This is a genomic window from Xanthomonas sp. MLO165 (assembly GCF_018831305.1).
Lineage (GTDB): Bacteria > Pseudomonadota > Gammaproteobacteria > Xanthomonadales > Xanthomonadaceae > Xanthomonas > Xanthomonas arboricola.
In genome coordinates, this window is the sequence record NZ_CP029263.1 from 1,406,558 (window position 1) to 1,428,948 (window position 22,391).

Genomic DNA, 22,391 nt, shown 5'->3' on the forward strand with positions numbered 1-22,391 from the left:
CGCATCGAAGGAGCAACACGATGGAAATCTGGAACTGGGTGGAGAAGCTACAGGACGATCTGGGCGAAGCCGGGCAGCCGCAGAATGCGCAACTGCTGACGCGCCTGACCGACCATATCTGCGACCTGCAGATCGAACGTGCCGAAGCGCTGTTGCCCGAGGCGCGTGCGCTGGGCAAGACGCTGGCCAATCCGTGGCTGGAGGTGTTCGTCGGGCATTGGGAAATGCGCAACCGGGTCGGCAACCTGTGCGAGGGCGAGCGTGCGCTGAGCGATGCGGTGACGCTGTTCGAGCGTGCGCACCGCCCCGATGCGGTGGAGTGCCCGCAGTCGGTGTGCGTGACCCAGGATCTGGCCGCGTGCTACGCCAACATCGACGGTCCGGGCTGGGTGGAAGAGCGCATCGAGGTGTGCGAGGAAACGCTGGGCCGCATCGATCCGAGCTGGTCGTGCTACCAATGCCTGAGCTGCGAAAAAGCCGATGCCTTGCTCGACGACGGACGCGGCGAGGCGGCGCTGAGTTATCTGGAGCAGCAGTCGCAGACCATTGTTGCGCATGGCGGGCAGATCTACGACGGCGTGCCGGACATGCGCATTTCGATCCTGCTCTCGCTGGGCCGCGCGGAAGACGCGCTGGCACTGATCGAGCAGCGCGAGCGCGAGGCCGCGCGCGAAGGCGCGGAGTGGGCCAACTGCAGTCAGCCGCGGCGTTTGCAGAAAGCCCGCGCCCTGGCGATGCTGAATCGCGACGACGAAGCACTGGAAGCGTTTCTGCCGTGGCGCGAGGTCGCGCCGCGCTACCGCCTGCACTGGTTGCGTGCGGTGGTGGTGCTGGTATCGCGCCAGCCCGAGCGCAATACCTGGGATCTGGGCAGCCGCCTGCAGGTGATGCTCGATCATTACGCGCAGGTCGGTGCACATCGCATCCTGATCGACGCGGCCGAGATGGCGATCGGGCTGGCCTTGCAGCGTGGCGCGGTGTGGACCGCACGCCGCCACCTGGCGCTTGCGCGTGCGCACGTGCCCAAGTTGCGCCAGGACCGGGGCGCCACGCAACTGCTGGACGGTCTGGCCGTGCGCATCGAAACCGCACCGGCCGGCGAGCCGGCGCCGGTGCCCGCCGAGCAGTTGCTGGCATGGCTGGATGCGCAGGGCGAAGACGTGGCGCGTAACCCCGAGCGCGAGGCGCAGTGGTTGCTGCAGGCAGTGGCCGAGCGACCCGACGATGCCGAGTTGGTGGACACCACGGCGTCGGCATTGAGCGCGTGTGCGGCCGACGACGAGGCGATCGCGCTGCTGTGGTCATTCGTGCAGCGGCATGCCGATCGCGAAACCAGCCCGACCTTCCGGCTGATGAATCTGCTGCTGGGCCGTGGCGACGAGGCCGGCCTGCGCCGGCTGGCGCAGCTGTATCGCCCGCTGGTGCCGGTGGCGGCGCTGTGGTGCGAAGCGCAGCTGGCCCAGCGGCTGGCCGATTGGCCGGCGCTGGAGCAGGCCTGCACCGCGTTACTGGAACTGTCGCCCGGCTCGCACGGTGCGCGCGGCTTGCTGGGGCGCATGTATCTCAATACCGGCCGCTTCGCCGATGCCACCGAGGTGTATCGACAGCTGACCGAGTTGATGGAAGAACCGCGCTCCGCGCATTGGGATCACATGACTGCGGCCAGCGCGGCGCAGCAATGGGACGCAGTGCGCACCTCGGCGCTGGCGCTCGGCATGGAGCTGAGCAGCACCAGCGGCGTGGTCGAAGAAACCTGGGGTTGGGTGATCGTGCGCTGCGTGGATGACGGCGAGGCAGCCGAGTACTACGCGCGGCGCACCGGCCCGGTCACCGCGCGTATCGTCGAAAATGCACCGGCGCATCGGCGCCAGCATGTCGGCGACTGGGTGGTGTTCGATGCGGAGTTGTTGTATCCGCCGCCGGAGGACGAGGCCGAGCGCGAGCGCTTCGTGCCGACTTATGCGCAGGTGCATGTGCTGGAGGCGGGCGGTTACGGCAGCAGCTGGCTGGTGGATGGCGTGCATCCCGGCGGGCAGGCGATCGAGGCCTTGCGCGAGGACATCGAAGCGCGTGGCTGGAAACTGTGGCTGCATAGCCGCGACGACTATCGCGTGGTCGATCCGGAACACGCGGAGGCGTTCGACCCGGAAGATGCGAGCACGGGTCTGCCGGGCGTGCTGTTCACCGTGGCGCTGCCGGAAGCGGCGCCGCCGTTGGAACTGCATCGCCTCCTGCTGGCCACGACCGCGCAGTGGGCGCACCCGATGTGCTGGCTGCGCCTGGCCGAGGCCTGCGACCAGGACCCGCGCCCGCATCTGGACGCAGTGGAGCGTTACGGGCTGTAGGGCGGCGATCAAGCTCGTCGCGCATTAGCTGCTGACGCGGCCGCCGCCGGGATTGGGGATTGGGCATTCGGGATTGGCATGCGTGGTTGCGTGCCAACTGCTGGCCTGTCGTCAGGAATGGTGATGCTCGGAAGAACGTGCAGCCCATCTGGCTGTTCGCATTTCTTTCCGCAACCGATAGCAATCGGTGGTGCTTGCGCGGTTGCCGGCGTGGGACCTTGCGCGGCATGGATCTCGCGCCAGAGCCTACACGGACGTACTTGCGGCGTGTCCTACGCTGGTACGCGTGCAAGCTCCCTCGGCAGACCGAGGCATTCGCGAAGAACCGGTGGATGTCGTGCGCAAGATTGATCGGTGTGCGGAGTCGGTCGGCGGCGCGGCGCCGCATCCAGTGTCGGGACACGCCGTGAATCCGTCCCTGGAGGCTCGGTGGCGACATCCATGTCGCCACACGGTCCCGCCACCGGACGCGGCGCCACGCTCCCCATATTGCTATCGCTGATCGGCAAGCAATGCTTCAAGCAGGTGTTGATGCCTGCGGACTTCGTGGCCGATGTAATCAGTAAGCCTTCCATCTACTGTCACGTCGCCAGGAATGGACGCTAGGAAGAACGTGCAGCTCAGCTGACCCTCCGCATTTCTTTCAGCAACCGACAACAACCGGTGGTGCTTGCACGCGTGCCGGCGTGGGACCTTGAGCGGCATGGATGCCGCGCCAGAGCCTACAGGGACGTACTTGCGGCGTGTCCCACGCCGGTACGCGTGCAAGCGCCCTCGGCAGACCGCAGCATTCGCATGGAACCGGCAGAGGTCTTGCACAAGATTGCCAGGTCTGCGGAGCTGGTCGGCGGCGCGGCGCCGCATGCAGTGTCGGGACACGCCGGGAATCCATCCCTGGAAACCCGGTGTAAGCGCCCGCAGCAGACCTAAGCATTCGCCTGTACGGCTATCTCGCAGTGCATGGCAGCTGCCCGATCAGCTGCGCTTGCCGTAGCGCTCCAGCCAGTGCGCGTACGAGGGCGGCAGCACCCAGGACGGGCGTTCTTCGCCCAGGGCCAATGCGGCGTGATACGGCCAGTGTGGGTTGGCCAGGTGCGCGCGGCCGACCATCACCAGCTCCATCTGTCCGGCGGCGACGACGCGGTCGGCTTCCAGCGGATCGTCGATGTTCCAGGACGAGGCAACCGGCAGCTGCGCCTCGCGGCTGACCCGTTCGGCGTAAGGCGCCAGCAAGGCCGGTCCCCATGGAATCTGCGCAGTCGGGGTGCTAAAGCCGATGCTGACGTTGAGCAGATCCAGGCCGCCTTGCTTGAAGTTGCGCGTCAGTGCGATGGCTTCCTGCAGGGTCTCTTCGTCGCGGCCATCGAATTCGATCACGCCAAAGCGTGCGGTGAGCGGCAGCTGTTCCGGCCAGACCGCACGCACGGCCTGCAGCGTTTCCAACAGGAAGCGCGCACGGTTGTCGGCAGTGCCGCCGTAGTGATCCTGGCGTTGATTGGCGTGTACCGAGAAGAAGCTTTGCGCCAGATAGCCATGGGCAAAATGCAGCTCCAGCCACTGGAAGCCGGCATCGCGCGCGCGCTGCGCGGCGGCGACAAAATCGCCGCGCACGCGGGCGATGTCGTCCAGCGTCATCTCACGCGGCACTTTGGGCAGGCCGCCGCCGAAGGCGATGGCCGAGGGCGAGATGGTGTCCCAGCCGCGCGGGTCGCCGTCGGGGATGTGGTTGTCGCCTTCCCACGGCAGGTTGGCACTGGCCTTGCGGCCGGCGTGGCCGATCTGGATGCCCGGCACCGCGCCGGCAGCGCTGATCGATGCCGCGATGCGCGCCAGTCCCTCGGCCTGGGCGTCGTTCCACAGGCCCAGACACCCGGGGGTGATGCGTCCTTCCGGCGACACGCCGGTGGCCTCGACGATGACCAGGCCCGCACCGCCGCGCGCCATGCTGGCGTAGTGCACCTGATGCCACGCGTTGCTGAGGCCGTCGACGGCGGTGTACTGGCACATGGGCGGCACCGCGATGCGGTTGCGCAGGGTGACGTCCTTGAGTTGATACGGAGAGAACAGCGATGACATGGAGAGCGACCACCTGAGAAAAGCAGGCTGCGATCAGAACACGCCCGGCCGCCGCGCAGACACTCTGCCGGTGGCACAGCGCGTTGCATGCGGTGCCGGTTGTGGACAAGCGGGCCAGCCGGCGCAGCGGGCGCGTCCGCTGGCATGGGATGCGCGCTTCCGACAGGTATTGGGCGGCGTCAGACGCGCTCCGCCCGCAAAACCATGACCACCGTTGCGTAGCGGTCGGCGGCTGCACGCACGGCCGAGCCGGCGGTGGACGCCAACCGGCGGCCGTCGCGCCTGCAATCGTCGCGCCTATGGCAAGGGAACGGGACGGCAGTTATCGCATCTTTCCAGGCGTGGTCGCGCTCACGTTCACCGCGTGCGCCGCAATGTCAAACTCTGTCTGGACCTTCCTCTGACCGCTACAGGTTCGTTGCTGGTTGCCGAAACTGAATTGCTTTATTCTGCTGCGCTTCGGCGTGGGGGCGCCGCGCCAGTCAGGGGGCGCCATCGTCCCGCATGCCCAGCCTTCTCTCTTCTACTCTCGGCGGGTGATCTCATGGTGGCATTGCAGCAGCGCTCGATCGATGCGATTCGTGGCCAGGAAACGGCGTTGTTGGCTGCATGGCTAAGCTCCAGCCTGGGCAGCGATGGACGTATTTCCCGGCAGGACGTCGAAACCCAGAGCGCGGACTTTTTGCATCTGCTGGTCGCTTCCCTGAAGGACGGCGGCAGCAGCCTGGATAGCGCCGACTGGAGCGAGGTGCGTCGTTTCCTGGAAAACCTCTCGCGCGACCGCGCCACCCGTGGCTTCGATTCGCAGGAAACCGCCAACTTCATCTTCTCGCTCAAGCGGGTGCTGTTTGCGCTGATGCAGCGCGAGTATGCCGATGCGCCGGAGGATCTGGGCCAGCAGCTGTGGGCGCTGTCCGAGCTGCTGGACCGTCTGGGCCTGTACACCGTCAAGGCGTTCCAGAAGACCCGCGAAGACATCATCGTGCGCCAGCAGGAAGAAATGCTGGAGCTGTCCACCCCGGTGGTCAAGCTGTGGGAGGGCGTGCTGGCACTGCCGATGATCGGCACGCTGGATTCGCAGCGCACCCAGGTGGTGATGGAGTCGCTGCTGCAGCGCATCGTCGATACCGGCTCGGAAATCGCCATCATCGACATCACCGGCGTGCCCACCGTGGACACGCTGGTGGCGCAGCACCTGCTCAAGACCGTCACCGCGATCCGCCTGATGGGCGCCGATGCCATCATCAGCGGCGTGCGCCCGCAGATCGCGCAGACCATCGTGCACCTGGGCCTGGACCTGCAGGGCATCGTCACCAAGGCCAACCTGTCCGACGCTTTGGCGCTGGCGCTCAAGCGCATCGGCGTGACCGTGGGCAAGGCGGGCTGACATGGAGCGCATCCCGATCCTGCGGATGGGCGACCTGCTGCTGGTCACCATCCAGGTGGACATGCACGACCAACTGGCGATGACGCTGCAGGAAGACCTGTCGGAAAAGATCAGCGCCACCTCCGCGCGCGGCGTGCTGATCGACATTTCCGCACTGGACATCGTCGACTCCTTCATCGGCCGCATGATCAGCACCATCTCCGGCTTGGCGGCAATCATGGATGCCAGGACCGTGGTGGTCGGCATGCAGCCGGCCGTGGCGATCACGCTGGTCGAGCTGGGCCTGACCCTGCCGTCGGTGCGCACCGCGCTCAATGTCGAACGCGGCATGCTCCTGTTGCAGCAACCCGATCACGCTTCATGACCACCGGTTCGCAACCGGTGCGCACCGAACAGGATGTGGTGCTGGCCCGGCAGACGGTACGCAAGCTGGTGGTGCAGTGCGGCCTGCGTTTGGTCGACCAGACCAAGCTGGTCACCGCAGCCAGCGAGCTGGCCCGCAACACCGTGATCTACGGCGGCGGCGGCGACATGGATTGGGCCCTGGTGGAAAGCGGCATCCGCAAGGGCGTGCAGCTGACCTTCCGCGACGAGGGCCCCGGCATTCCCGACCTGGATCTGGCGCTCACCGATGGCTGGACCTCCGGCAGCGGGCTGGGGCTGGGCCTGTCCGGCAGCCGTCGGCTGGTGGATGATTTCGTGCTGGACACCGCAGCCGGCAAGGGCACGCGGATCACCATCACCAAATGGAAGTGATGCTCGCCGGCGAGGTTACGCGCGCGTTTCGCGTCGACGAAACCAGCCAGGTCGGGCAGGCGCGCCGCGAGGCGGCGGTGCTGGCTCAGGCGCTGGGTTTCGATGAGGCCGCCTGCGGGCGCGTGGCGCTGGTGGCCACCGAGCTTGCCACCAACATGGTCAAGCATGGACGTGGCGGCGTGCTGCAGTTGTCCACGGTCGCCACCGCCCAGGGCATGGGCGTGGAGATCTGCGCCATCGACGGCGGCCCCGGGTTCGCACTCGTGGACGGCCTGCGCGATGGCTATTCCACCGCCGGGACGCCGGGCACCGGGCTGGGTGCGATCCAGCGCCAGGCGCAGGTGCTGGATGCGTATTCCGATGCCAAGGGTGCGCTGGTGATGGCACGGTTGTTTGCGCAGCAACGCGCCGAGCTGGACCTGCCGTACGGCGCCATTCGCCTGCCGCTGCACAACGAAACGGTGTGCGGCGATGCCTGGCATCTGGCGATCGGCGAGCAGCGGGCGACCGTTACCCTGATCGATGGCCTGGGCCACGGTCCGGGCGCCGCCGAAGCCGCCGACGCCGGCGCGCGCGCAGCGGCGGCGGCCCGCGGCGAACCCGGCGAGCGCATCGCGCAGCTGCATGCCGGTATGTCCGGTACCCGCGGCGGCGCGGCCGCGGTGATGCAGTTCGACAGCAGCACCGGCCGGGTGCGCTTTGCCGGGGTGGGCAATATCGTCGCCTCGCTGTGCGATGGCGACGGCGTGCGTGGCATGCCGTCGCATCCGGGCATCGTCGGGGTGCAGTTCCGCAAGGCGCAGCCATTCGATTTTGCGGATGCCGCCGGCAAGCTGCTGGTCATGCACAGCGATGGCCTGCAATCGCGCTGGAACCTGCGCGATCACCCGGGCCTGCTGTCGCGCCATCCGCGCCTGATTGCGGCGGTGCTGTTGCGCGATTACACGCGTGGCCGCGACGATTGCGGCGTATTTGTCATGCGGCTGGGAGGCCTGCAATGAATGCTTCCGGTGAGACACCACCGCTCGATCCGCTGGCCGAACTGGATGCGCTGCGGCGGCAGAACCAGGCCCTGCGCGAAGAGCTGGAAGAGACCAACCAGGGTGTGCTGGCGCTGTATGCCGAGCTGGATCAGCAGGCCGAACAGCTGCGCGATGTGTCCGAGCTCAAGAGCCGCTTCCTGTCGTACATGAGCCACGAGTTCCGCACCCCGCTCAGTTCGATCCTGAGCATCACGCGGCTGCTGGAAGACGGCATGGACGGGCCGCTGACTGCCGAGCAGTCCAAGCAGGTGCGCTTTGTCAGCGCCTCGGCGCGCGAGCTCACCGAGATGGTCGACGACCTGCTGGATCTGGCCAAGATCGAGGCCGGGCGCATCACCATCTCGCCGGGCTGGTTCGACCTGATGGACCTGTTTGCGGCCTTGCGCGGCATGTTCCGCCCGCTCACCGATGCCGGCAGCACCACCTTGATCTTCGAAGACCCGCCGGTGCTGCCGATGCTCTATACCGACGACAAGAAGCTGGCGCAGATCCTGCGCAACTTCATTTCCAACGCACTCAAGTTCACCCCGCAAGGCCATGTGCGCGTATTCGCGCAGCTGGAAGGCGAGACCCATGTGCGCTTCAGCGTGCAGGACACCGGCATCGGCATTCCGGCCGAGCTTCACGACGCCTTGTTCGAGGATTTTGTACAGGTGGATTCGCCGTTGCAGAAACGCCTCACCGGCACCGGTCTGGGGCTGTCGATCTGCAAGCGGTTTGCCGAGTTGCTGGGCGGCACTGTGGGGATCAACAGCGTGGTCGGGCAGGGCTCGGAATTTTTCGTGGTGCTGCCGGTCACGCTGGCAGCGGAGGATGCACTTGGGCAGTAAGCCACACATTCTGGTCGTCGACGATAACGCGGTGACGCGTTATTCGGTGCGCCGCGTGCTCGAACACCACCAGTTCGTGGTCGACGAAGCCGGCACCGGCACCGACGGCCTGACCAAACTGGCCGAGCAGGCATTCTCTGCGGTGGTGCTGGACGTCAATCTGCCGGACATGAGCGGCTTTGACATCGTGCGCACGCTGCGCGCCGAGCCGCGCACCGCGTTGCTGCCTGTGGTGCACGTGTCGGCCGCGTCGATCGCCACCGGCGACATGATCACCGGCCTGGAGGCCGGTGCCGACGCCTACCTGATTCACCCGGTCGACCCCAGCGTGCTGGTCGCCACGCTGCGCACCCTGCTGCGCGCGCGCCAGGCCGAAGACGCCTTGCGCATCAGCGAGGCACGCTTCCGCGAGATCTTCGAGCACATCAGTGCACCGATTGCGGTGGTCGATGCGAGCTTGCACACGCATGAGGCCAACGCGGCGTTCCAGCGCTTGATCGGTACCGTCACGCCCGGCGAGGCGCTTGCCGTGCCCGGCGTGGACCAGGCCGCCACCGTGCAGGCGCTGACCAACGCACTGGCGCAACGCGAGCGCTGGAGCGGTGCCTTGTCGATCCTGCGCGAGGGCAAGGTGCGCGAAACCGAGTGGCGCGTGTCGCCGTATCGCGAACCGGATCTGGGCCTGCTGCTGGTCGAGGACGTCACCGAACAGCGCCTGCGCGAGCGTGAGCAGCGCCAGGAGCTGGATACCGCCACCACCGAGCTGGCCCACCAGATCGCCGAGCGCCAGCGCACCGAAATCCAGTTGCTGCAGGCGCAGAAGATGGAGGCGCTGGGCAAGCTCACCGGCGGCATCGCGCACGACTTCAACAATCTGCTGACCAGCATCATTTCCGGCCTGGACATGATCCAGCTGGCGGTCGAGTCCAACCGCATCGAGCGGGTGCCGCGGCTGGCCGAGATCGCCACCGGCTCGGCGCATCGCGCCGCCGCACTGACCCAGCGCATGCTCGCCTTCGCGCGTAAGCAATCGCTGGATGCGCAAGCCTTCGACATCAACACACGCGTGCGTTCGCTGGAAGACATGCTGCACCGCTCGATCGGCGAGAACATCGTGCTGGAGCTGGAGTTGGCCGACACGCCACTGGTGGCAATGGCCGATGCCAACCAGCTCGAAAACGTGGTGCTCAACCTGGTGATCAACGCACGTGACGCCTTGAAGGGCCGGGGCACCATCCGCATCCAGAGCGCGGCCTACACCGCGCAAGGCGATCCGGAACTGGACGATGGTGATTACGTGGTGCTGAACGTGATCGACAATGGCAGCGGCATCGAACCGGCCATCCTCAATCAGGTCTTCGAGCCGTTCTTCACCACCAAGCCGATCGGCGAGGGCACCGGCCTGGGCTTGTCGATGACCTATGGCTTTGCGCGCCAGTCCGGCGGCACCGCACGCATCACCAGCACCGTGGGCCGCGGAACCACGGTGGCCTTGCTGCTGCCGCGCGGGCTCACTGCCAGCGCAGTGCCGCCGGCACCGGCACCGAGTTCGCCCCGTACACGCAGCGAGCGTATCTTGCTGGTGGACGACACCGATGTGGTGCGCATGATGGTGAGCGAGGTGCTCAGCGATGCCGGCTACCACGTGGTGGAAGCCGATGATGCCAACGGCGCGCTGGATCAGTTGCGTGCCGGGGTGGAGATCGATCTGGTGGTGTCCGACGTCGGCCTGCCCGGCATGAACGGGCGCGACATGGCCGACGTGGCGCGCGCGCTGCGGCCGGGCTTGCCGATCCTGTTCATCACCGGCTACGCCGAAAACGCCGCCACCCGCCAGGAATTCCTGGCCGACGGCATGGCGCTGCTGCCCAAGCCTTTCAGCCTCAACGATCTGCTCAACATGGTCGGGCAGATGCTCGATAGCAGCGTGATCGCCGCCCGCGCCTGACGCGGTTTACGCGCGTAGGCGCCAGCTGTCGGTGCCTGCCTGCCGCGCAACGATAACGATAGCGATGTGCCGCGACGCCTCAGGCGTTGCGCGCGTCCAAACCAGCGTCCAGCTGCGTGTGTTTCAGGTGTGCGCCGCCTGTGCCTGACACGCCGTGTTGCACGCACCTGGCTGCAGTGGATGCCTGTGCAGTGCGCCGGCAGCACCGGCGTGTCGTTGGCGTGCGTGCGCTCACTGCGCGTCCGCGTACGGGCCGAACGTGGCACCCAGGAAACCGCCGGCGCTGTCGGTACTGAGCATGCGGGCATCGCCCTGTTCCAGCAGCGTCTGCCACTGGCCGCTGCCGACTGCGTAATCCACATGCACGCGTGCGCCATCCAGGGCAAAGCGCAGCGTGACCGGTTGGGTTGCATCGGCCAGCGGCGCGCGCGCCAGCACGGTGCCGCTGCCTGGCTCCTGCGTCCCGGCGCGGCGCGACAGCACCACCGACATGCCGGCATCCTCGCGCACCAGCAGTAAGGCCAGGTAATGCGTTTCCCTGGCGACGATCGCCAGCCCCGCCTGTTCGCCCGCTGCCAGCGTGCTGCCATCGACGGTCGCCGCCAGCGTGGCGTGGTGATGCTGCAGACGGTGGCCCAGATACGCCGGCTGCCCGCGGCCGATATCGCCCAGCGCCACGCTCGAGGGCGTGATGCGCAGACCCTGCGGGCTGGTGACATACCACGGCGCCGTTGGCGGATGGATGGTCATCCATTGCATCGGCACGCGCGCGTCCTGGAAATGCTCGCTCCACTGCATTGGCCCGCTGGTGGGTGCGTCCTGCGTGCCTGCCGGCAGCGGCGGGCGCGTGGCGACCGCAGGCACAGCCGTGCCGTGCGGCAGTATCACCGGCCAGCCGTCGCGCCATTGCACCGGCAGCAGGAAGGTTTCGCGACCCAGGGTGTAGTGGTTGCCTTGATACGGGCGGGTGGCCAGGAATACCGCCCACCAGGAGCCGTCCTGCAATTCGACCAATTGCGCGTGGCCTGCGGAGGTGATCGGCGCGCTGCGGCTGGGGTCCAGATCGCGCTGGGTCAGCACCGGATTGCCGCTCCAGGGCTGGTAGGGCCCGGCGATCTGGCGGCTGCGGTAGATCATCTGTGCATGCTGCTCGCCGGTGCCGCCCTCGGCTGCGGTCAGGTAGTAATAGCCATCGCGACGGAACAGGTGCGGGCCCTCGATATGCTCGGGGTTGCTGGCCGGCTGGAAGCCCGCATCCACCAGTACCTGGCGCGTGCCGACCAGTTTCATGCTGGCCAGATCCAGTCGCTGCAGCCAGATCGCGCGGTGCCCGTCGTAACGCAGCTTGCCTGCCGGCACATCGTTGTTGACCAGCCAGGCGCTGCCGTCGTCGTCGAAGAACAGCGATGGGTCGATGCCCTTGGCATCCAGCCAGATCGGGTCCGACCAGGGCCCGGCCGGATCCTTGGCGGTGATCAGGAAATTGCCGCCATCGCAGTAGAAACAGGTGTTGGCGATGTAGAAGGTGCCGTCGTGGTGGCTGATGCTGGCGGCGAACAGGCCGCGGGTGAGTTCGTCGTTGCCGTATTTGATCTGATCGGGGCGATCGATCGCGTTGCCGATCTGCGTCCAGTGCACCAGATCGCGGCTCTTGAACACCGGCAGGCCGGGGAAATAGCCGAAGCTGGAGTTGACCAGATAGAAGTCGTCGCCGACGCGGACCGCCGACGGGTCAGGATGGAAACCGGCCACGACCGGGTTGCGGTACTGTGCCGCGGTCGGTATCGGGCCGCCGTCATCGCCCTGGTAGTCGATCCGGCTGATCACCGCGCTGCCGGCCTGCGCCAGCTGACAACTCACTGCGGCCAGTACGCCCGCCATCCATCCAAGTCGTTTCAAGCTCTGTTCCTCTCCGCTGAGCGCGTCCGCATGGCGCCAGCATGACAGCACGCGGCCAGCGCAGGCATGCCGTTTCGAAATGCCTGGCGCGCGCCGCGGCATGGCTCTGCAACGGCGGCCATGTGCGCAACGACACGCTTGCCATAGAGCTGCAACATTGCTGACATATCGTGCGCGCGGCGCCACCTTGCGTCGTCGGCCGGCATGCCCGGTGCCGACGGACGCTGGAGTGGCCAACAACACGTGGCGAGCAGGTGTCAGGTGGGTGCGGACGGTGGGGGAGGAACCGGCGTGTACGAGTGCGACGTGCCGATTCCAAGTACCGGCCGTGCCCGACTGATCGCCGCGCAGCCATGTTGATCGCCACGTTTGCCTCCGTGTCACCCCTCGCGTCACCTACCCAAGGATCATCTCGCATGTCGTTGTACTCGTCTGTCTCCGCGTCCCTGACGTCCGCCACCACGCACGCACCCGCACGCCGTCGCGCCGCCTTGCAGCGCACGCCGCTGGCGCGTGCCTGCGCCGGCCTGCTGCTTGCCTCGCTGGCCGCTGCTGCCTCTGCGCAGCAGGCGCCGACGCGCCAGGGCGAGGGCGAGGGCAGCCCGACCGCGCTGGATACGGTCACCGTCACTGCCGAACACCGCGAGCAGAACCTGCAGGAAGTGCCGGTGTCGGTGGGCGTGGTGCAGGGCGCGGCGATGCGCGAGTTCACCGCCGGTGGCGACGACACGCTGCTGGCGCTGTCCGGCCGCGTGCCGGGCTTCTATGCCGAGACCACCACCGGGCGCATCTTCCCGCGCTTCTATATCCGTGGCCTGGGCAATATCGATTTCTACCTCGGCGCTTCGCAGCCGGTGTCCATCATCCAGGACGACGTGGTGCTGGAACACGTGGTGCTCAAGTCCAACCCGGTCTACGACGTGGACCAGGTCGAAGTGCTGCGCGGCCCGCAGGGCACCTTGTTCGGCCGCAACACCACCGCCGGCATCGTCAAGTTCGACACCATCAAACCTGGCGATACCTACACCGGTCGCGTCGATGCCAGCTACGGCAGCTACAACACCGTGTCGCTGGATGGCGGCTTCGGTGGGCCGATCAACGACGTGCTTTCGTTCCGCGTGTCGGCCCTGTACCAGCACCGCGACGACTGGGTGGACAACACCTTCGCCGGCAGCAGCGCCGACGGCACGCGTACCCCGCGCAAGGATGCAATGGGCGGCTACAACGACCGCAATGCGCGCCTGCAGTTGCTGCTCAAGCCCAACGACGCGTTCTCGCTGCTGGGCTCGGTGCATACGCGCGACTACGACGGCACCTCCACGTTGTTCCTGCGCAATGCGGTCACGCGCGGCAGCGACAAGGTCGACGTGCCGCGCGATCGCGTGGCCTACGACGAGGCGCACGACAACCCGCAGGCGTATCAGACCGACGGCGGCTCCATCAAGGCGATCTACGATTTCGGCGGCGTGTCGCTGACCTCCATCACCGCCTACGAAACCACCTCCGGCTATAGCCGTGGCGACACCGATGGCGGCGCAGCGGCCAACTACCCGGTCAACGGCGTGCCGAACGGCTTCGGCCAGTCGATGGGGCAGATCCGCGACCTGGACCAGTACACCCAGGAACTGCGTCTGGCCAGCGAAGGCGACGACGCTCTGCAATGGCAGGTGGGCGCGTTCTACTTCGACGGGCGCGACACCACCGATTTCTATCAGCGGGCGTATTTCCTGCAGACCGCCGCGCGCAACCCCAACAACTGGGTGCGCCTGCGCAACACCAATACCTCCTGGGCCGGCTTCGGGCAGCTCAGCTACAAGGCCACCGACGCGCTCACCCTGACTGCCGGTCTGCGCCAGACCAAGGACAGCAAGGAAACCCGCCTGCTCAAGACCGCCGATACCGCCGCCGGTGCGGTGACCTATCGCGGCCGTCGCGACGTGCGCATGTCCGACACCCAGCCCAGCTGGGATCTCAGCGCGATGTATGAAATCAATCCCGAGCTGAGCATCTATGCGCGCGTGGCACGCGGTTTCCGCGGCCCGACCATCCAGGGCCGCAGCGCGGTGTTCAATTCGGATTTCACCACCGCCGATTCGGAAACCATCCTGTCGTGGGAAGCCGGCATCAAGAGCAGCCTGTTCGACAACCGCCTGCGTCTGAACGTCAGCGGCTTCACCTATACGGTGGACGACATCCAGCTCAACGGCAACGACTCGGACGGTAATGGCGTGCTGTTCAATGCCGACAAGGCCAAGGCCTACGGCCTGGAGGCGGATCTGGACTGGCGCCCGATCTCCAACCTGTCGCTAACCGCCGGCCTGAGCCTGTTGCATAGCGAAATCCACGACGATCGCGTCTACGCGCAGGCCTGTGCGCTCAACGGCGTGGTGGTGTGCACGGTCAACGACCCGACCATCCGCGTCGGTGCCAACACCTTTGCGCAGATCGACGGCAACCCGCTGCCCAACGCGCCCAAGTACAACCTCAACCTGGCCGCGCGCTACGACATTCCGGTGGGCAACGATGGCGCCTTCTTCGTCTCCACCGACTGGAACAAGCAGGGCGAAACCAGCTTCGTGCTGTACGACTCCACCGAGTTCCGCGCCAACGGCAATTTCGAAGGCGGCCTCAAGCTCGGTTACACCGGCGGCTATGGCGCGTGGGAGGTGGCGGCGTTTGCGCGCAACATCACCAACGAGAAGAACGTCAAGGGCGTGATCGAAAACTACATGGCGGCGGTGTACAACGAGCCGCGCGTGGTGGGCGTGTCGGTCAACGTCAACTGGCAGTAAGAGCGACTGAAAAGTCGCCAGCGGCTGCACAGTGCTCTGGTCAGCCGCTCCCGGTGCTTGATCGATCGACTGCATCACTGCGCGTGTGCCGCAGTGATGCCGATCGTAGAACGTAGAACAGACCCGCTGCGTGCATCATGCAGCGGGTTTTTTTGTATCAACGGCTGCGCAACACCGACTGCACCCAGCTGACGATCTGCGCGCTGCTCACCGCGCCGGAGTGACGGCCCAGCTCACTGCCGCCGCGGATGACCAGCAAGGTCGGGATGCTGCGGATGCCGAAGCGCGTGCCAAGCGCCGGATGCAGATCGGTATCGACCTTCGCCAGCCGGACCTGCGGTTCGAGCAGTGCCGCGGCTGCGGCAAACTGCGGCGCCATGCTCAGGCACGGCCCGCACCACGGCGCCCAGAAATCCACCACCAACGGCAGCGCGCTACGCACCGCATGCTTATCGAAATCGGCCTCCGACAGCGCCACCGGCGTGCCCAGGAACAAGGGCTTGTGGCAACTGCCGCAGTTGGGTGCATCGCGCAGACGCGCAGCTGCAACACGGTTCATCGCAGCGCAGCTCGGGCAGGCGATTAAAAGCGGTGCGTCGGTCATGCGGTGGTCTCCGGTGGCAGGCAATACAGTCGCTGCGCCCGCGCATCGTGGGCGGCGAGCGCGGCTGCATGCGGCCAGTGTAACGGCCAACGCCGAAGACCCGGTGCCGTCGGCCACTTCCGCAACACCGGGGGGGAGCGCGCACGTGAAAGACAGATACGCGTGCGCGCTGCAGTGCTCAGCCCGATTGTCCCAGGCTCAGGATCGGAACAAAGCCGCCGTAGATCAGTCGCTTGCCATCGAACGGCATCGGGTTGACCGACGGGTCCATGCGCGGGTCGTCCATCATCTTGCGCATGCCCGCATCGCGGGTCGCCTTGTCCGGCCATTCGATCCACGAAAACACCACGGTTTCGTCCTCGCCGGCAGCGACCGCGCGGTGGAAGTCGGTCAGTTGTCCATGCTGGACGTCATCGCCCCAGCACTCCACCACGCGCAGCGCGCCGTATTCGATGATGATGGCATCGCCCATGCGGGCATGTTCCAGAAACGCGGCCTTGTTGGCCGTGGGTACCGCGAGTGCAAATCCATCCACATACGACATGACCACCTCCTCGGACATGGCGCACGGCGTGCGCCGGATGATGACGACAGATGCTGGTGCGATCGAAACAGGCTGGAACGCTGCGCCGGGACGGGGCGTGGAGTACGAGCATACGGCGCATCCGTCATGCGGGCACTGGTCGCGCCCGCATGACGATGCAAACCGCTTTCGTGCCGGCTTCCGTTGTCGGACCGCATGCGCCGCGCGCTGCGTGAGGCGTCTTGGATGAGTTCGTCAGAGGGATTATGTTGCCGCGATGGGCGGGGCTTACGACAGGCCGCCAGCATCGGGATTGCATGGGTTTCGATCACCCCGCACGCCTTGCCGGGTGCCGCGGCGAACGCCCGGCGTGATGCTTGTCGCCCCGTTGGCCGCGATTACGCGGCCAGATTGTGTCGCCGCATCACGGCTTCAAACACCACGTCGCCGTTTTCGTTGCGTGCCTGCAGCGTGCCGCCGTGCGCCTTGACGAACTGGTCGGCGATGAACAGGCCCAGCCCCAGGCCCTGGCTGGTATGGAAGCTGGCCTTGAACGGCTCGAACAGGCGCGGCATCAGGCTGTCCGGGATGCGCCCGACATTGCGCACCGACAGCCGCAGCGTGTCGCGTTCGCGTCCGTCCAGATGCACCCGCACCGGCTGGCTGCCGCCATGCAGCACCGCATTGCCGACCAGGTTGGACACGACCTGGGCCAGGCGATCGCCGTCGCCATCGCCGTCCAGATCGCCTTCGGTACGCAGGTCGATCGGCGTGTGCGGGTTGGCCTGCGCCACTTCGCCCACCACGCTGTGGGTGACTTCGCCCAGATTGCAGGGGCCGAACTGCATCGACAGCCCGTCGCTGCGCAGGCGCGAGAAATCCAGCAACTGCTCGACCATCCGTGCCATCCGCCGCGCGCTGTTTTCCAGGTGATCGAGCGTGCGTGCGGCCGAGCCATCGGCCTTCACATCCAGGCCGAGCTTGTCGGCGCACAGCAGGATCACCGACAGCGGCGTACGCAGGTCGTGGGTGAGCACGGCCATCATGGTTTCGTTGAGCGTAAGCGCGCGTTCCAGCGAGGCGTTGCGTGCCTTGAGCAGGCGCCGCTGCTGGTACAACTCGATGAACACATTGACCTTGCTCAGGATCACGTGCGGCTCGATCGGCTTGTGCAGGAAATCCACCGCGCCGGTTTCGTAGCCCTGGAAGGCGCGCATCGGATCGTTCGGCGATGCGGTCAGGAAAATGATCGGCACATGCCGGCTGCGCTGCGAGCCGCGCATCAGTTCGGCCAGCGAAAAGCCGTCCATTTCCGGCATGTGCACATCCAGCAGCGCCAGCGCCACATCGTGTTCGAGCAGCAGCTCCAGCGCCTGCGCGCCGGACGCGGCACACAGCACCTGGAGGCCGTCGCGCTGCAGCAGCGCTTCCATCGCCACCAGGTTCTGCGGCACGTCGTCGACGATCAGCAGCTTGGCGGGTTCGTCGCCATTGCTGTGCGCAGCCAGGCCGGTCGCGGTGAGATTCATGGGTGAAAGGCTTCCAGTCGGCTGCAGATCGCCTGCAGGGTGAGCACCGCATCGGCGCCAGCATAGGCGAGAGCGGAGGCGGGCATCAGCGGTGAGGCGGCATCGTCGGGGCGCTGGATCCATGCGGTGCCACCGACTGCGCGCACCGCCGCCACGCCGGCGCTGCCGTCGCTGCTGGCGCCGGTGAGCAGGATCGCCAGCAGGCGCTGCCCGAAGACGTCGGCCGCCGATTCGAACAGCGGGTCGATCGCCGGGCGCGAGAACAGCACTGGTGCATCCATCGACAACGCCAGGCTGTCGCGCGTTTCAACCAGCAGATGGTAGTCGGGCGGGGCGATGGTCACGCTGCCGGCAAGCAGTGGCTGCTTGTCTTCGGCCTCGCGCACCGGCAAGGCGCAGCGTGCATCCATCAGCTCGGCAAGATGGCTGGTGCGGTCGCGCGGCAGGTGCAACACCACCAGCACCGGCATCGGCAGGTCTGCAGGCAGGCTGGACAGCAGCGCCTGCAAGGCCATGACACCGCCGGCCGAGGCACCGATCACCATCGCGTCGAACTGCGCCGCCGCCGCGTGCATTGCGTTCATGCCGCCGCCTTGCGGAACAGGCGCTGCTCGCGCGCCACGGTTTCGAACGCCTGCGCATGCGCACCGAACTGCAGCGACTCCTTGCTGCCCAGGCCCAGGAACCCACGGTGCACCAATGCATCGTGGAACAGGCCCACGGCACGGTCCTGCAGGCTGCGGTTGAAATAGATCAGCACGTTGCGGCACGACACCAGGTGTACTTCGGAGAACACCGTATCGGTGGCCAGGCTGTGGTCGGCGAAGACGATATTGCGCTTCAACCGGCGATCGAACACCGCGCCATCGTAGGCGGTGGTGTAGTAATCCGAGAGCGAGCCGCGGCCGCCGGCATCCAGGTAATTGCGGCTGAACTGCGCGATGCGGTCGATGCCGAAGGCGCCGGCCTCGGCCATGCCCAGTGCTTCGGGATTGATGTCGGTGGCGTAGATCACCGCCTTTTCGAGCAGGCCTTCTTCGTGCAACAGGATCGCCAGCGACCAGACTTCCTCGCCGGTGCTGCAGCCGGCCACCCACAGCTTGATCGATGGATAGGTGCGCAAGACCGGCACCGCATGCTCGCGCAGTACGCGGAAGTAGGCCGGGTCGCGGAACATCTCCGACACCTGCACGGTGAAGAACTGCATCGCCTGCGCGAAGGTGTCAGGTTCGTGCAGCAGGCGGTGCTGCAGATCGGCCACGCGCGCGCACTCCAGGCGTGCCATCGCGTGGCGCATGCGCCGGCGCAGCGACGACACCGCGTAATCGCGGAAGTCGTAGTGGTAGCGCTGGTAGACCGCTTCCAGCAGCACCCGCAGCTCCAGGTCGAACAGCTCAACCGCGTTCATTGCCGCGAGCACCACACCCGGCACAGCGACACCAGCTTGTCCACGTCGATGGGCTTGGCGATGTAGTCGTTGGCACCGGCCTCCAGACAGCGCTCGCGATCGTCGGCCATGGCCTTGGCGGTCAGCGCGATGATCGGCAGATCCTGCCACTGGCGATTGGCGCGGATCTGGCGCATCGCGGTCAGGCCGTCCATCTCCGGCATCATGATGTCCATCAGCACCAGGTCCACTTCGTGCTTGGCCAGATGTTCCAGCGCCTCGCGGCCGTTGCGGGCGATCTGCAGCGTCACGCCCAGCGGCTCGAGCACGCTGGAGAGCGCAAAGATGTTGCGCACGTCGTCCTCGGCCAGCAGCACGGTGGCGCCGTCCAGCACCGCGTCGCGGCGGCGCGCTTCGCGCAGCAGGCGTTGCTGGTCGCTGGGCAGCGAGGCTTCCACGCTGTGCAGGAACAGCGTCACCTCATCGAGCAGGCGTTCGGGCGAGCGCACGCCCTTAATGATGATGCTCTTGGAATAGCGGCGCAGGCGTTGTTCCTCGTCGCGGGTGAGCGCGCGCCCGGTGTAGACGATGACCGGCGGAAACGCGACTGCGTCGTTGCCGGCCATGCGCTCGAGCAGGTCGTAGCCGCTGCCGTCGGGCAGCGCCAGATCGGTGACCATGCAGTCGAAGGTCGAGCCGGCCAGTTGCTGCATCGCCTCGGCAATGCTGCCCACTGCGATGATCTCCAGCTGATCGCGCGCCAGCAGCAATTGCAGATTCGCACGCAGCGCGCTGTCGTCTTCGACGATCAGCAGGCGGCGCACCGCGCGTGCATTGGTGTCTTCCAGTTGACGGATCGCGCCCGCCAGCAGCTCGCGCGTGGCCGGCTTGATCAGATAGCCCACCGCGCCCAGTTCCAGCGCAATCTGGCTGCGCTCCAGCGCGGACACCACATGCACCGGAATATGGCGCGTGGCCGGATCGCGCTTGAGGCGTTCGAGCACGCTCAGGCCGGACGCATCCGGCAGGCCGATGTCGAGCAGGATGCCGCTGGGGCGCAGTTCGGCGGCCAGGCGCAGCGCTTCTTCGGCGCTGGGCGCCACCACGCAATCGAAGTCCAGCTCGTGTGCCAGGTCGACCAGCGCCTGTGCAAAGCGTGCTTCGTCCTCCACCGCCAGGATCAGTCGGCCGGGGCGGGTACGTTGGTCGCGATCATCGTCGGCGCGCTGCAGCGGCGGGGCGGCGGCTGCCGGAATCGGCAGCGGCATCCCCGTGGACGCACCCGTTGCACGCCCATCGAGGCGCGAGGCCATGGCCGTGCCACTGGCGGATTGCGACAACGGCGTGGCGCCGATCGCCAGCGCACCCGCGTTGGCCTGTGCTGCGGTGACCAGCTCGGCCGGCGCGCCGTCGATCGGCAATTCCAGCGTGAAACAGCTGCCACGTCCGGGCTGGCTGTCCACCCGAATGCTGCCGCCCATGCGCTGGGCCAGGTCACGCGAGATCGACAGGCCCAAGCCGGTGCCGCCGTAGCGACGGCGCGTGCTGCCATCGGCCTGACGGAACGCTTCGAAGATGATCTCGGTCTGTTCGTGCGCGATGCCGATGCCGGTGTCGTTGACCTTGAACAGCACCCGGCCCGGCGTGTGCGCCTGGATCGACAGGCTGACGCTGCCGTGCTCGGTGAACTTGATCGCGTTGGCCAGCAGGTTCTTGAGGATCTGCTGCAGGCGCTGGCTGTCGACGACCAGTTGCGTCGGTGCATCGGATTCGGCAGCCAGCTGCAACGCCAGGCCCTTCTGGCGCGCCAGCGGTTCGAAGGTCTCGCGCAGGCGCTGCAGCACCGAGCTGGTGGTGACGGTTTCGTCGGCCAGTTCCACATGCCCGGCTTCGATCTTGGACAGGTCGAGAATGTCGTTGATCAACGCCAGCAGATCGTTGTTGGACGACAGGATCGCCTGCGCGTATTTCACCTGCTCGGGGCTGAGCGTGCCGTCCTTGTTGTCCGACAGCAGCTTGGCCAGGATCAGCGCGCTGTTGAGCGGCGTGCGCAGCTCGTGCGACATGTTGGCCAGGAACTCGGATTTGTAGCGCGAGGCGGTGGACAGCTCGTTGCTGTTGCGCACCAACTGATTCTGCGCGATCAGCAAGGCCTGCTTCTGCGCTTCCAACGCCTGGGTGCGCTCTTCCAGCTGCACGTTGGTCTGTTCCAGCTCGGCTTGCTGCAGTTCCAGATCGCTCTGCGATTGCTGCAGGCTGCGGCTTTGTTCCTCCAGCTCCTCGTTGGCCACGCGCAGCTCTTCCTGCTGGGTCTGCAGCTCTTCGCTTTGGCGCTGGGTTTCTTCCAGCAGGGCCACCAGCTGCGCGCGCAGCAATGCCGTGCGCAAGGCCAGGCCGATGTTCTCGCCGCAGCGCGTGAGGAGTTCTTCCTCGCGCGTGCGGGCAGTGCCCGGCGCAGCGGCGCGGCCCAGCTCGAGGATGCCGATCACCCGCCCATCGGCGATGACCGGTGCCAGCAGCAGTTCCTGGCAGGCGCTGCGGCCCAGGCCCGAGGCGATCTGCAGATGTCCGGCTTCCACACCGCGCACCCGGCGCACCGTGCCGCTGCGCAAGGCCTCGCCGAGTTGGCCGGCATCGGTCGGCAATGTCCTGGACACATCGGCCGGCAGCGCGGCGCCGCCGGTCAGACGCAGGCGGTCGCCCTCGATGCGATACAACGCGCCGACCTGCGCATCCAGCGTGTCGCACAGCGCGCGCACGGCGGCATTGGCCAGATCGTCGGGGCTGTGATCGCCGCGCAAACTGGCTTCAACGGTGTTTTCAGCCTGCTGCAGCCACAGCGCCAGTTCGGCCTGGCGGCGCGCGCGGATCGCCTGCATCACCACCAGCGCCATCGCCAGGAACGACACCCCGCCGATGCTGCGGTTGATCGAGGAAAAACTCGAGCTGGTACTGGACGGCGCCAGCTGAAAACCGACGGCCAGCAGCACGCACGAGAGCGCGGCGACCACCAGGGGCACCTGCACGCGATTCTGGAAGACCGTCACGCCCACCGCGACGAAATAGGTCAGCCACACCGCATAGCCGAGCGGCGTGACCAGTTCCACGCCGAGCGTTCCGGCCATCAAGGCCCCCGCGATCACCCACACCCAGCGGTCGCGTGTGGTCGAGATGTTCTGCATAAAGGCGCGGACCGGACGGGGAGGGCGGTCATGGTAGCCGATAACTTTCACGCGCAAATCGCCGGGATTTTGACGCTCTGCAGCCGGGGC

16 protein-coding genes and 1 other RNA gene are annotated in these 22,391 nt (G+C 66.7%); 8 read left to right on the forward strand and 9 right to left on the reverse strand.

Annotated features, from left to right (window positions below; genetic code table 11):
• Positions 1 to 20: 20 nt before the first annotated feature.
• A complete protein-coding gene (locus tag DGN21_RS06090) occupies positions 21 to 2,345 on the forward strand; it encodes a hypothetical protein (protein WP_126965683.1) in 2,325 nt (774 codons plus the stop codon).
• Between the two features lie 975 nt (positions 2,346 to 3,320).
• Here DGN21_RS06090 and DGN21_RS06095 read toward each other — a convergent pair.
• Entirely contained in the window at positions 3,321 to 4,421 is a 1,101-nt protein-coding gene (locus DGN21_RS06095) for an NADH:flavin oxidoreductase/NADH oxidase (protein ID WP_126965684.1), read from the reverse strand.
• Between the two features lie 544 nt (positions 4,422 to 4,965).
• On the opposite strand from DGN21_RS06095, the gene DGN21_RS06100 reads away from it, so the two are divergent.
• The 6 genes from DGN21_RS06100 to DGN21_RS06125 are packed head-to-tail and all read left to right on the forward strand — an operon-like array spanning position 4,966 to position 10,385.
• A complete protein-coding gene (locus DGN21_RS06100) occupies positions 4,966 to 5,808 on the forward strand; it encodes an STAS domain-containing protein (RefSeq protein ID WP_046342035.1) in 843 nt (280 codons plus the stop codon).
• A gap of 1 nt (position 5,809) precedes the next feature.
• A complete protein-coding gene (locus DGN21_RS06105) occupies positions 5,810 to 6,172 on the forward strand; it encodes an STAS domain-containing protein (protein ID WP_126965685.1) in 363 nt (120 codons plus the stop codon).
• Positions 6,169 to 6,564 carry an ATP-binding protein gene (locus tag DGN21_RS06110; protein ID WP_016901512.1) on the forward strand — a complete coding sequence of 132 codons (396 nt, stop codon included), beginning with the start codon at positions 6,169 to 6,171 and terminating at the stop codon, positions 6,562 to 6,564. Before DGN21_RS06105 ends, DGN21_RS06110 begins: the two co-directional genes overlap by 4 nt.
• The gene (locus DGN21_RS06115; RefSeq protein WP_126965686.1) at positions 6,555 to 7,565 is read left to right on the forward strand and encodes an ATP-binding protein; all 1,011 of its coding nucleotides are present in this window, start codon (positions 6,555 to 6,557) and stop codon (positions 7,563 to 7,565) included. The genes DGN21_RS06110 and DGN21_RS06115 overlap by 10 nt, the downstream gene beginning before the upstream one ends.
• Entirely contained in the window at positions 7,562 to 8,437 is an 876-nt protein-coding gene (locus DGN21_RS06120; protein ID WP_065031873.1) for an ATP-binding protein, read from the forward strand. The genes DGN21_RS06115 and DGN21_RS06120 overlap by 4 nt, the downstream gene beginning before the upstream one ends.
• Positions 8,427 to 10,385, forward strand: coding sequence for a response regulator (locus tag DGN21_RS06125; RefSeq protein ID WP_215825155.1), 1,959 nt, complete (start codon positions 8,427 to 8,429; stop codon positions 10,383 to 10,385). Before DGN21_RS06120 ends, DGN21_RS06125 begins: the two co-directional genes overlap by 11 nt.
• A 231-nt stretch (positions 10,386 to 10,616) precedes the next feature.
• On the opposite strand, the gene DGN21_RS06130 is transcribed toward DGN21_RS06125, so the two are convergent.
• Entirely contained in the window at positions 10,617 to 12,266 is a 1,650-nt protein-coding gene (locus DGN21_RS06130) for a glycoside hydrolase family 43 protein (RefSeq protein ID WP_126965750.1), read from the reverse strand.
• A gap of 249 nt (positions 12,267 to 12,515) precedes the next feature.
• A non-coding RNA gene (locus tag DGN21_RS06135) (sX9 sRNA) lies at positions 12,516 to 12,592 on the reverse strand.
• 108 nt (positions 12,593 to 12,700) lie between these two features.
• Between DGN21_RS06135 and DGN21_RS06140 the strand changes: the two genes are divergently transcribed.
• Positions 12,701 to 15,076, forward strand: a complete 2,376-nt coding sequence (locus DGN21_RS06140; RefSeq protein ID WP_126965688.1) for a TonB-dependent receptor — start codon at positions 12,701 to 12,703, stop codon at positions 15,074 to 15,076.
• A gap of 157 nt (positions 15,077 to 15,233) precedes the next feature.
• On the opposite strand, the gene trxC is transcribed toward DGN21_RS06140, so the two are convergent.
• The 6 genes from trxC to DGN21_RS06170 all read right to left on the reverse strand — a co-directional run bounded on the left by trxC (position 15,234) and on the right by DGN21_RS06170 (position 22,301).
• The gene (gene trxC / locus DGN21_RS06145; protein ID WP_104576313.1) at positions 15,234 to 15,680 is read right to left on the reverse strand and encodes a thioredoxin TrxC; all 447 of its coding nucleotides are present in this window, start codon (positions 15,678 to 15,680) and stop codon (positions 15,234 to 15,236) included.
• Between the two features lie 178 nt (positions 15,681 to 15,858).
• On the reverse strand, positions 15,859 to 16,224 hold the full coding sequence (locus DGN21_RS06150) for a DUF1428 domain-containing protein (protein ID WP_046345870.1): 366 nt from the start codon (positions 16,222 to 16,224) through the stop codon (positions 15,859 to 15,861).
• Positions 16,225 to 16,601: 377 nt separating this feature from the next.
• On the reverse strand, positions 16,602 to 17,732 hold the full coding sequence (locus DGN21_RS06155) for a hybrid sensor histidine kinase/response regulator (RefSeq protein ID WP_126965689.1): 1,131 nt from the start codon (positions 17,730 to 17,732) through the stop codon (positions 16,602 to 16,604).
• Complete coding sequence (locus tag DGN21_RS06160) at positions 17,729 to 18,307, reverse strand: chemotaxis protein CheB (RefSeq protein ID WP_024938076.1); 579 nt, start codon at positions 18,305 to 18,307, stop codon at positions 17,729 to 17,731. The genes DGN21_RS06155 and DGN21_RS06160 overlap by 4 nt, the downstream gene beginning before the upstream one ends.
• Positions 18,308 to 18,312: 5 nt before the next feature.
• A complete protein-coding gene (locus DGN21_RS06165) occupies positions 18,313 to 19,164 on the reverse strand; it encodes a CheR family methyltransferase (protein WP_180970621.1) in 852 nt (283 codons plus the stop codon).
• Positions 19,137 to 22,301 carry a response regulator gene (locus DGN21_RS06170; protein ID WP_126965690.1) on the reverse strand — a complete coding sequence of 1,055 codons (3,165 nt, stop codon included), beginning with the start codon at positions 22,299 to 22,301 and terminating at the stop codon, positions 19,137 to 19,139. The genes DGN21_RS06165 and DGN21_RS06170 overlap by 28 nt, the downstream gene beginning before the upstream one ends.
• Between the last annotated feature and the right edge of the window lie 90 nt (positions 22,302 to 22,391).

What these genes read in the sequence shown, in the direction of transcription:
- DGN21_RS06090 (WP_126965683.1), top strand. Translation starts at nt 21, where the DNA reads ATGGAAATCTGGAACTGGGTGGAGAAGCTACAGGACGATCTGGGCGAA.
- DGN21_RS06095 (WP_126965684.1), bottom strand. Translation starts at nt 4,421, where the DNA reads ATGTCATCGCTGTTCTCTCCGTATCAACTCAAGGACGTCACCCTGCGC.
- DGN21_RS06100 (WP_046342035.1), top strand. Translation starts at nt 4,966, where the DNA reads ATGGTGGCATTGCAGCAGCGCTCGATCGATGCGATTCGTGGCCAGGAA.
- DGN21_RS06105 (WP_126965685.1), top strand. Translation starts at nt 5,810, where the DNA reads ATGGAGCGCATCCCGATCCTGCGGATGGGCGACCTGCTGCTGGTCACC.
- DGN21_RS06110 (WP_016901512.1), top strand. Translation starts at nt 6,169, where the DNA reads ATGACCACCGGTTCGCAACCGGTGCGCACCGAACAGGATGTGGTGCTG.
- DGN21_RS06115 (WP_126965686.1), top strand. Translation starts at nt 6,555, where the DNA reads ATGGAAGTGATGCTCGCCGGCGAGGTTACGCGCGCGTTTCGCGTCGAC.
- DGN21_RS06120 (WP_065031873.1), top strand. Translation starts at nt 7,562, where the DNA reads ATGAATGCTTCCGGTGAGACACCACCGCTCGATCCGCTGGCCGAACTG.
- DGN21_RS06130 (WP_126965750.1), bottom strand. Translation starts at nt 12,266, where the DNA reads ATGGCGGGCGTACTGGCCGCAGTGAGTTGTCAGCTGGCGCAGGCCGGC.
- DGN21_RS06140 (WP_126965688.1), top strand. Translation starts at nt 12,701, where the DNA reads ATGTCGTTGTACTCGTCTGTCTCCGCGTCCCTGACGTCCGCCACCACG.
- trxC (WP_104576313.1), bottom strand. Translation starts at nt 15,680, where the DNA reads ATGACCGACGCACCGCTTTTAATCGCCTGCCCGAGCTGCGCTGCGATG.
- DGN21_RS06150 (WP_046345870.1), bottom strand. Translation starts at nt 16,224, where the DNA reads ATGTCGTATGTGGATGGATTTGCACTCGCGGTACCCACGGCCAACAAG.
- DGN21_RS06155 (WP_126965689.1), bottom strand. Translation starts at nt 17,732, where the DNA reads ATGAATCTCACCGCGACCGGCCTGGCTGCGCACAGCAATGGCGACGAA.
- DGN21_RS06160 (WP_024938076.1), bottom strand. Translation starts at nt 18,307, where the DNA reads ATGCACGCGGCGGCGGCGCAGTTCGACGCGATGGTGATCGGTGCCTCG.
- DGN21_RS06170 (WP_126965690.1), bottom strand. Translation starts at nt 22,301, where the DNA reads ATGCAGAACATCTCGACCACACGCGACCGCTGGGTGTGGGTGATCGCG.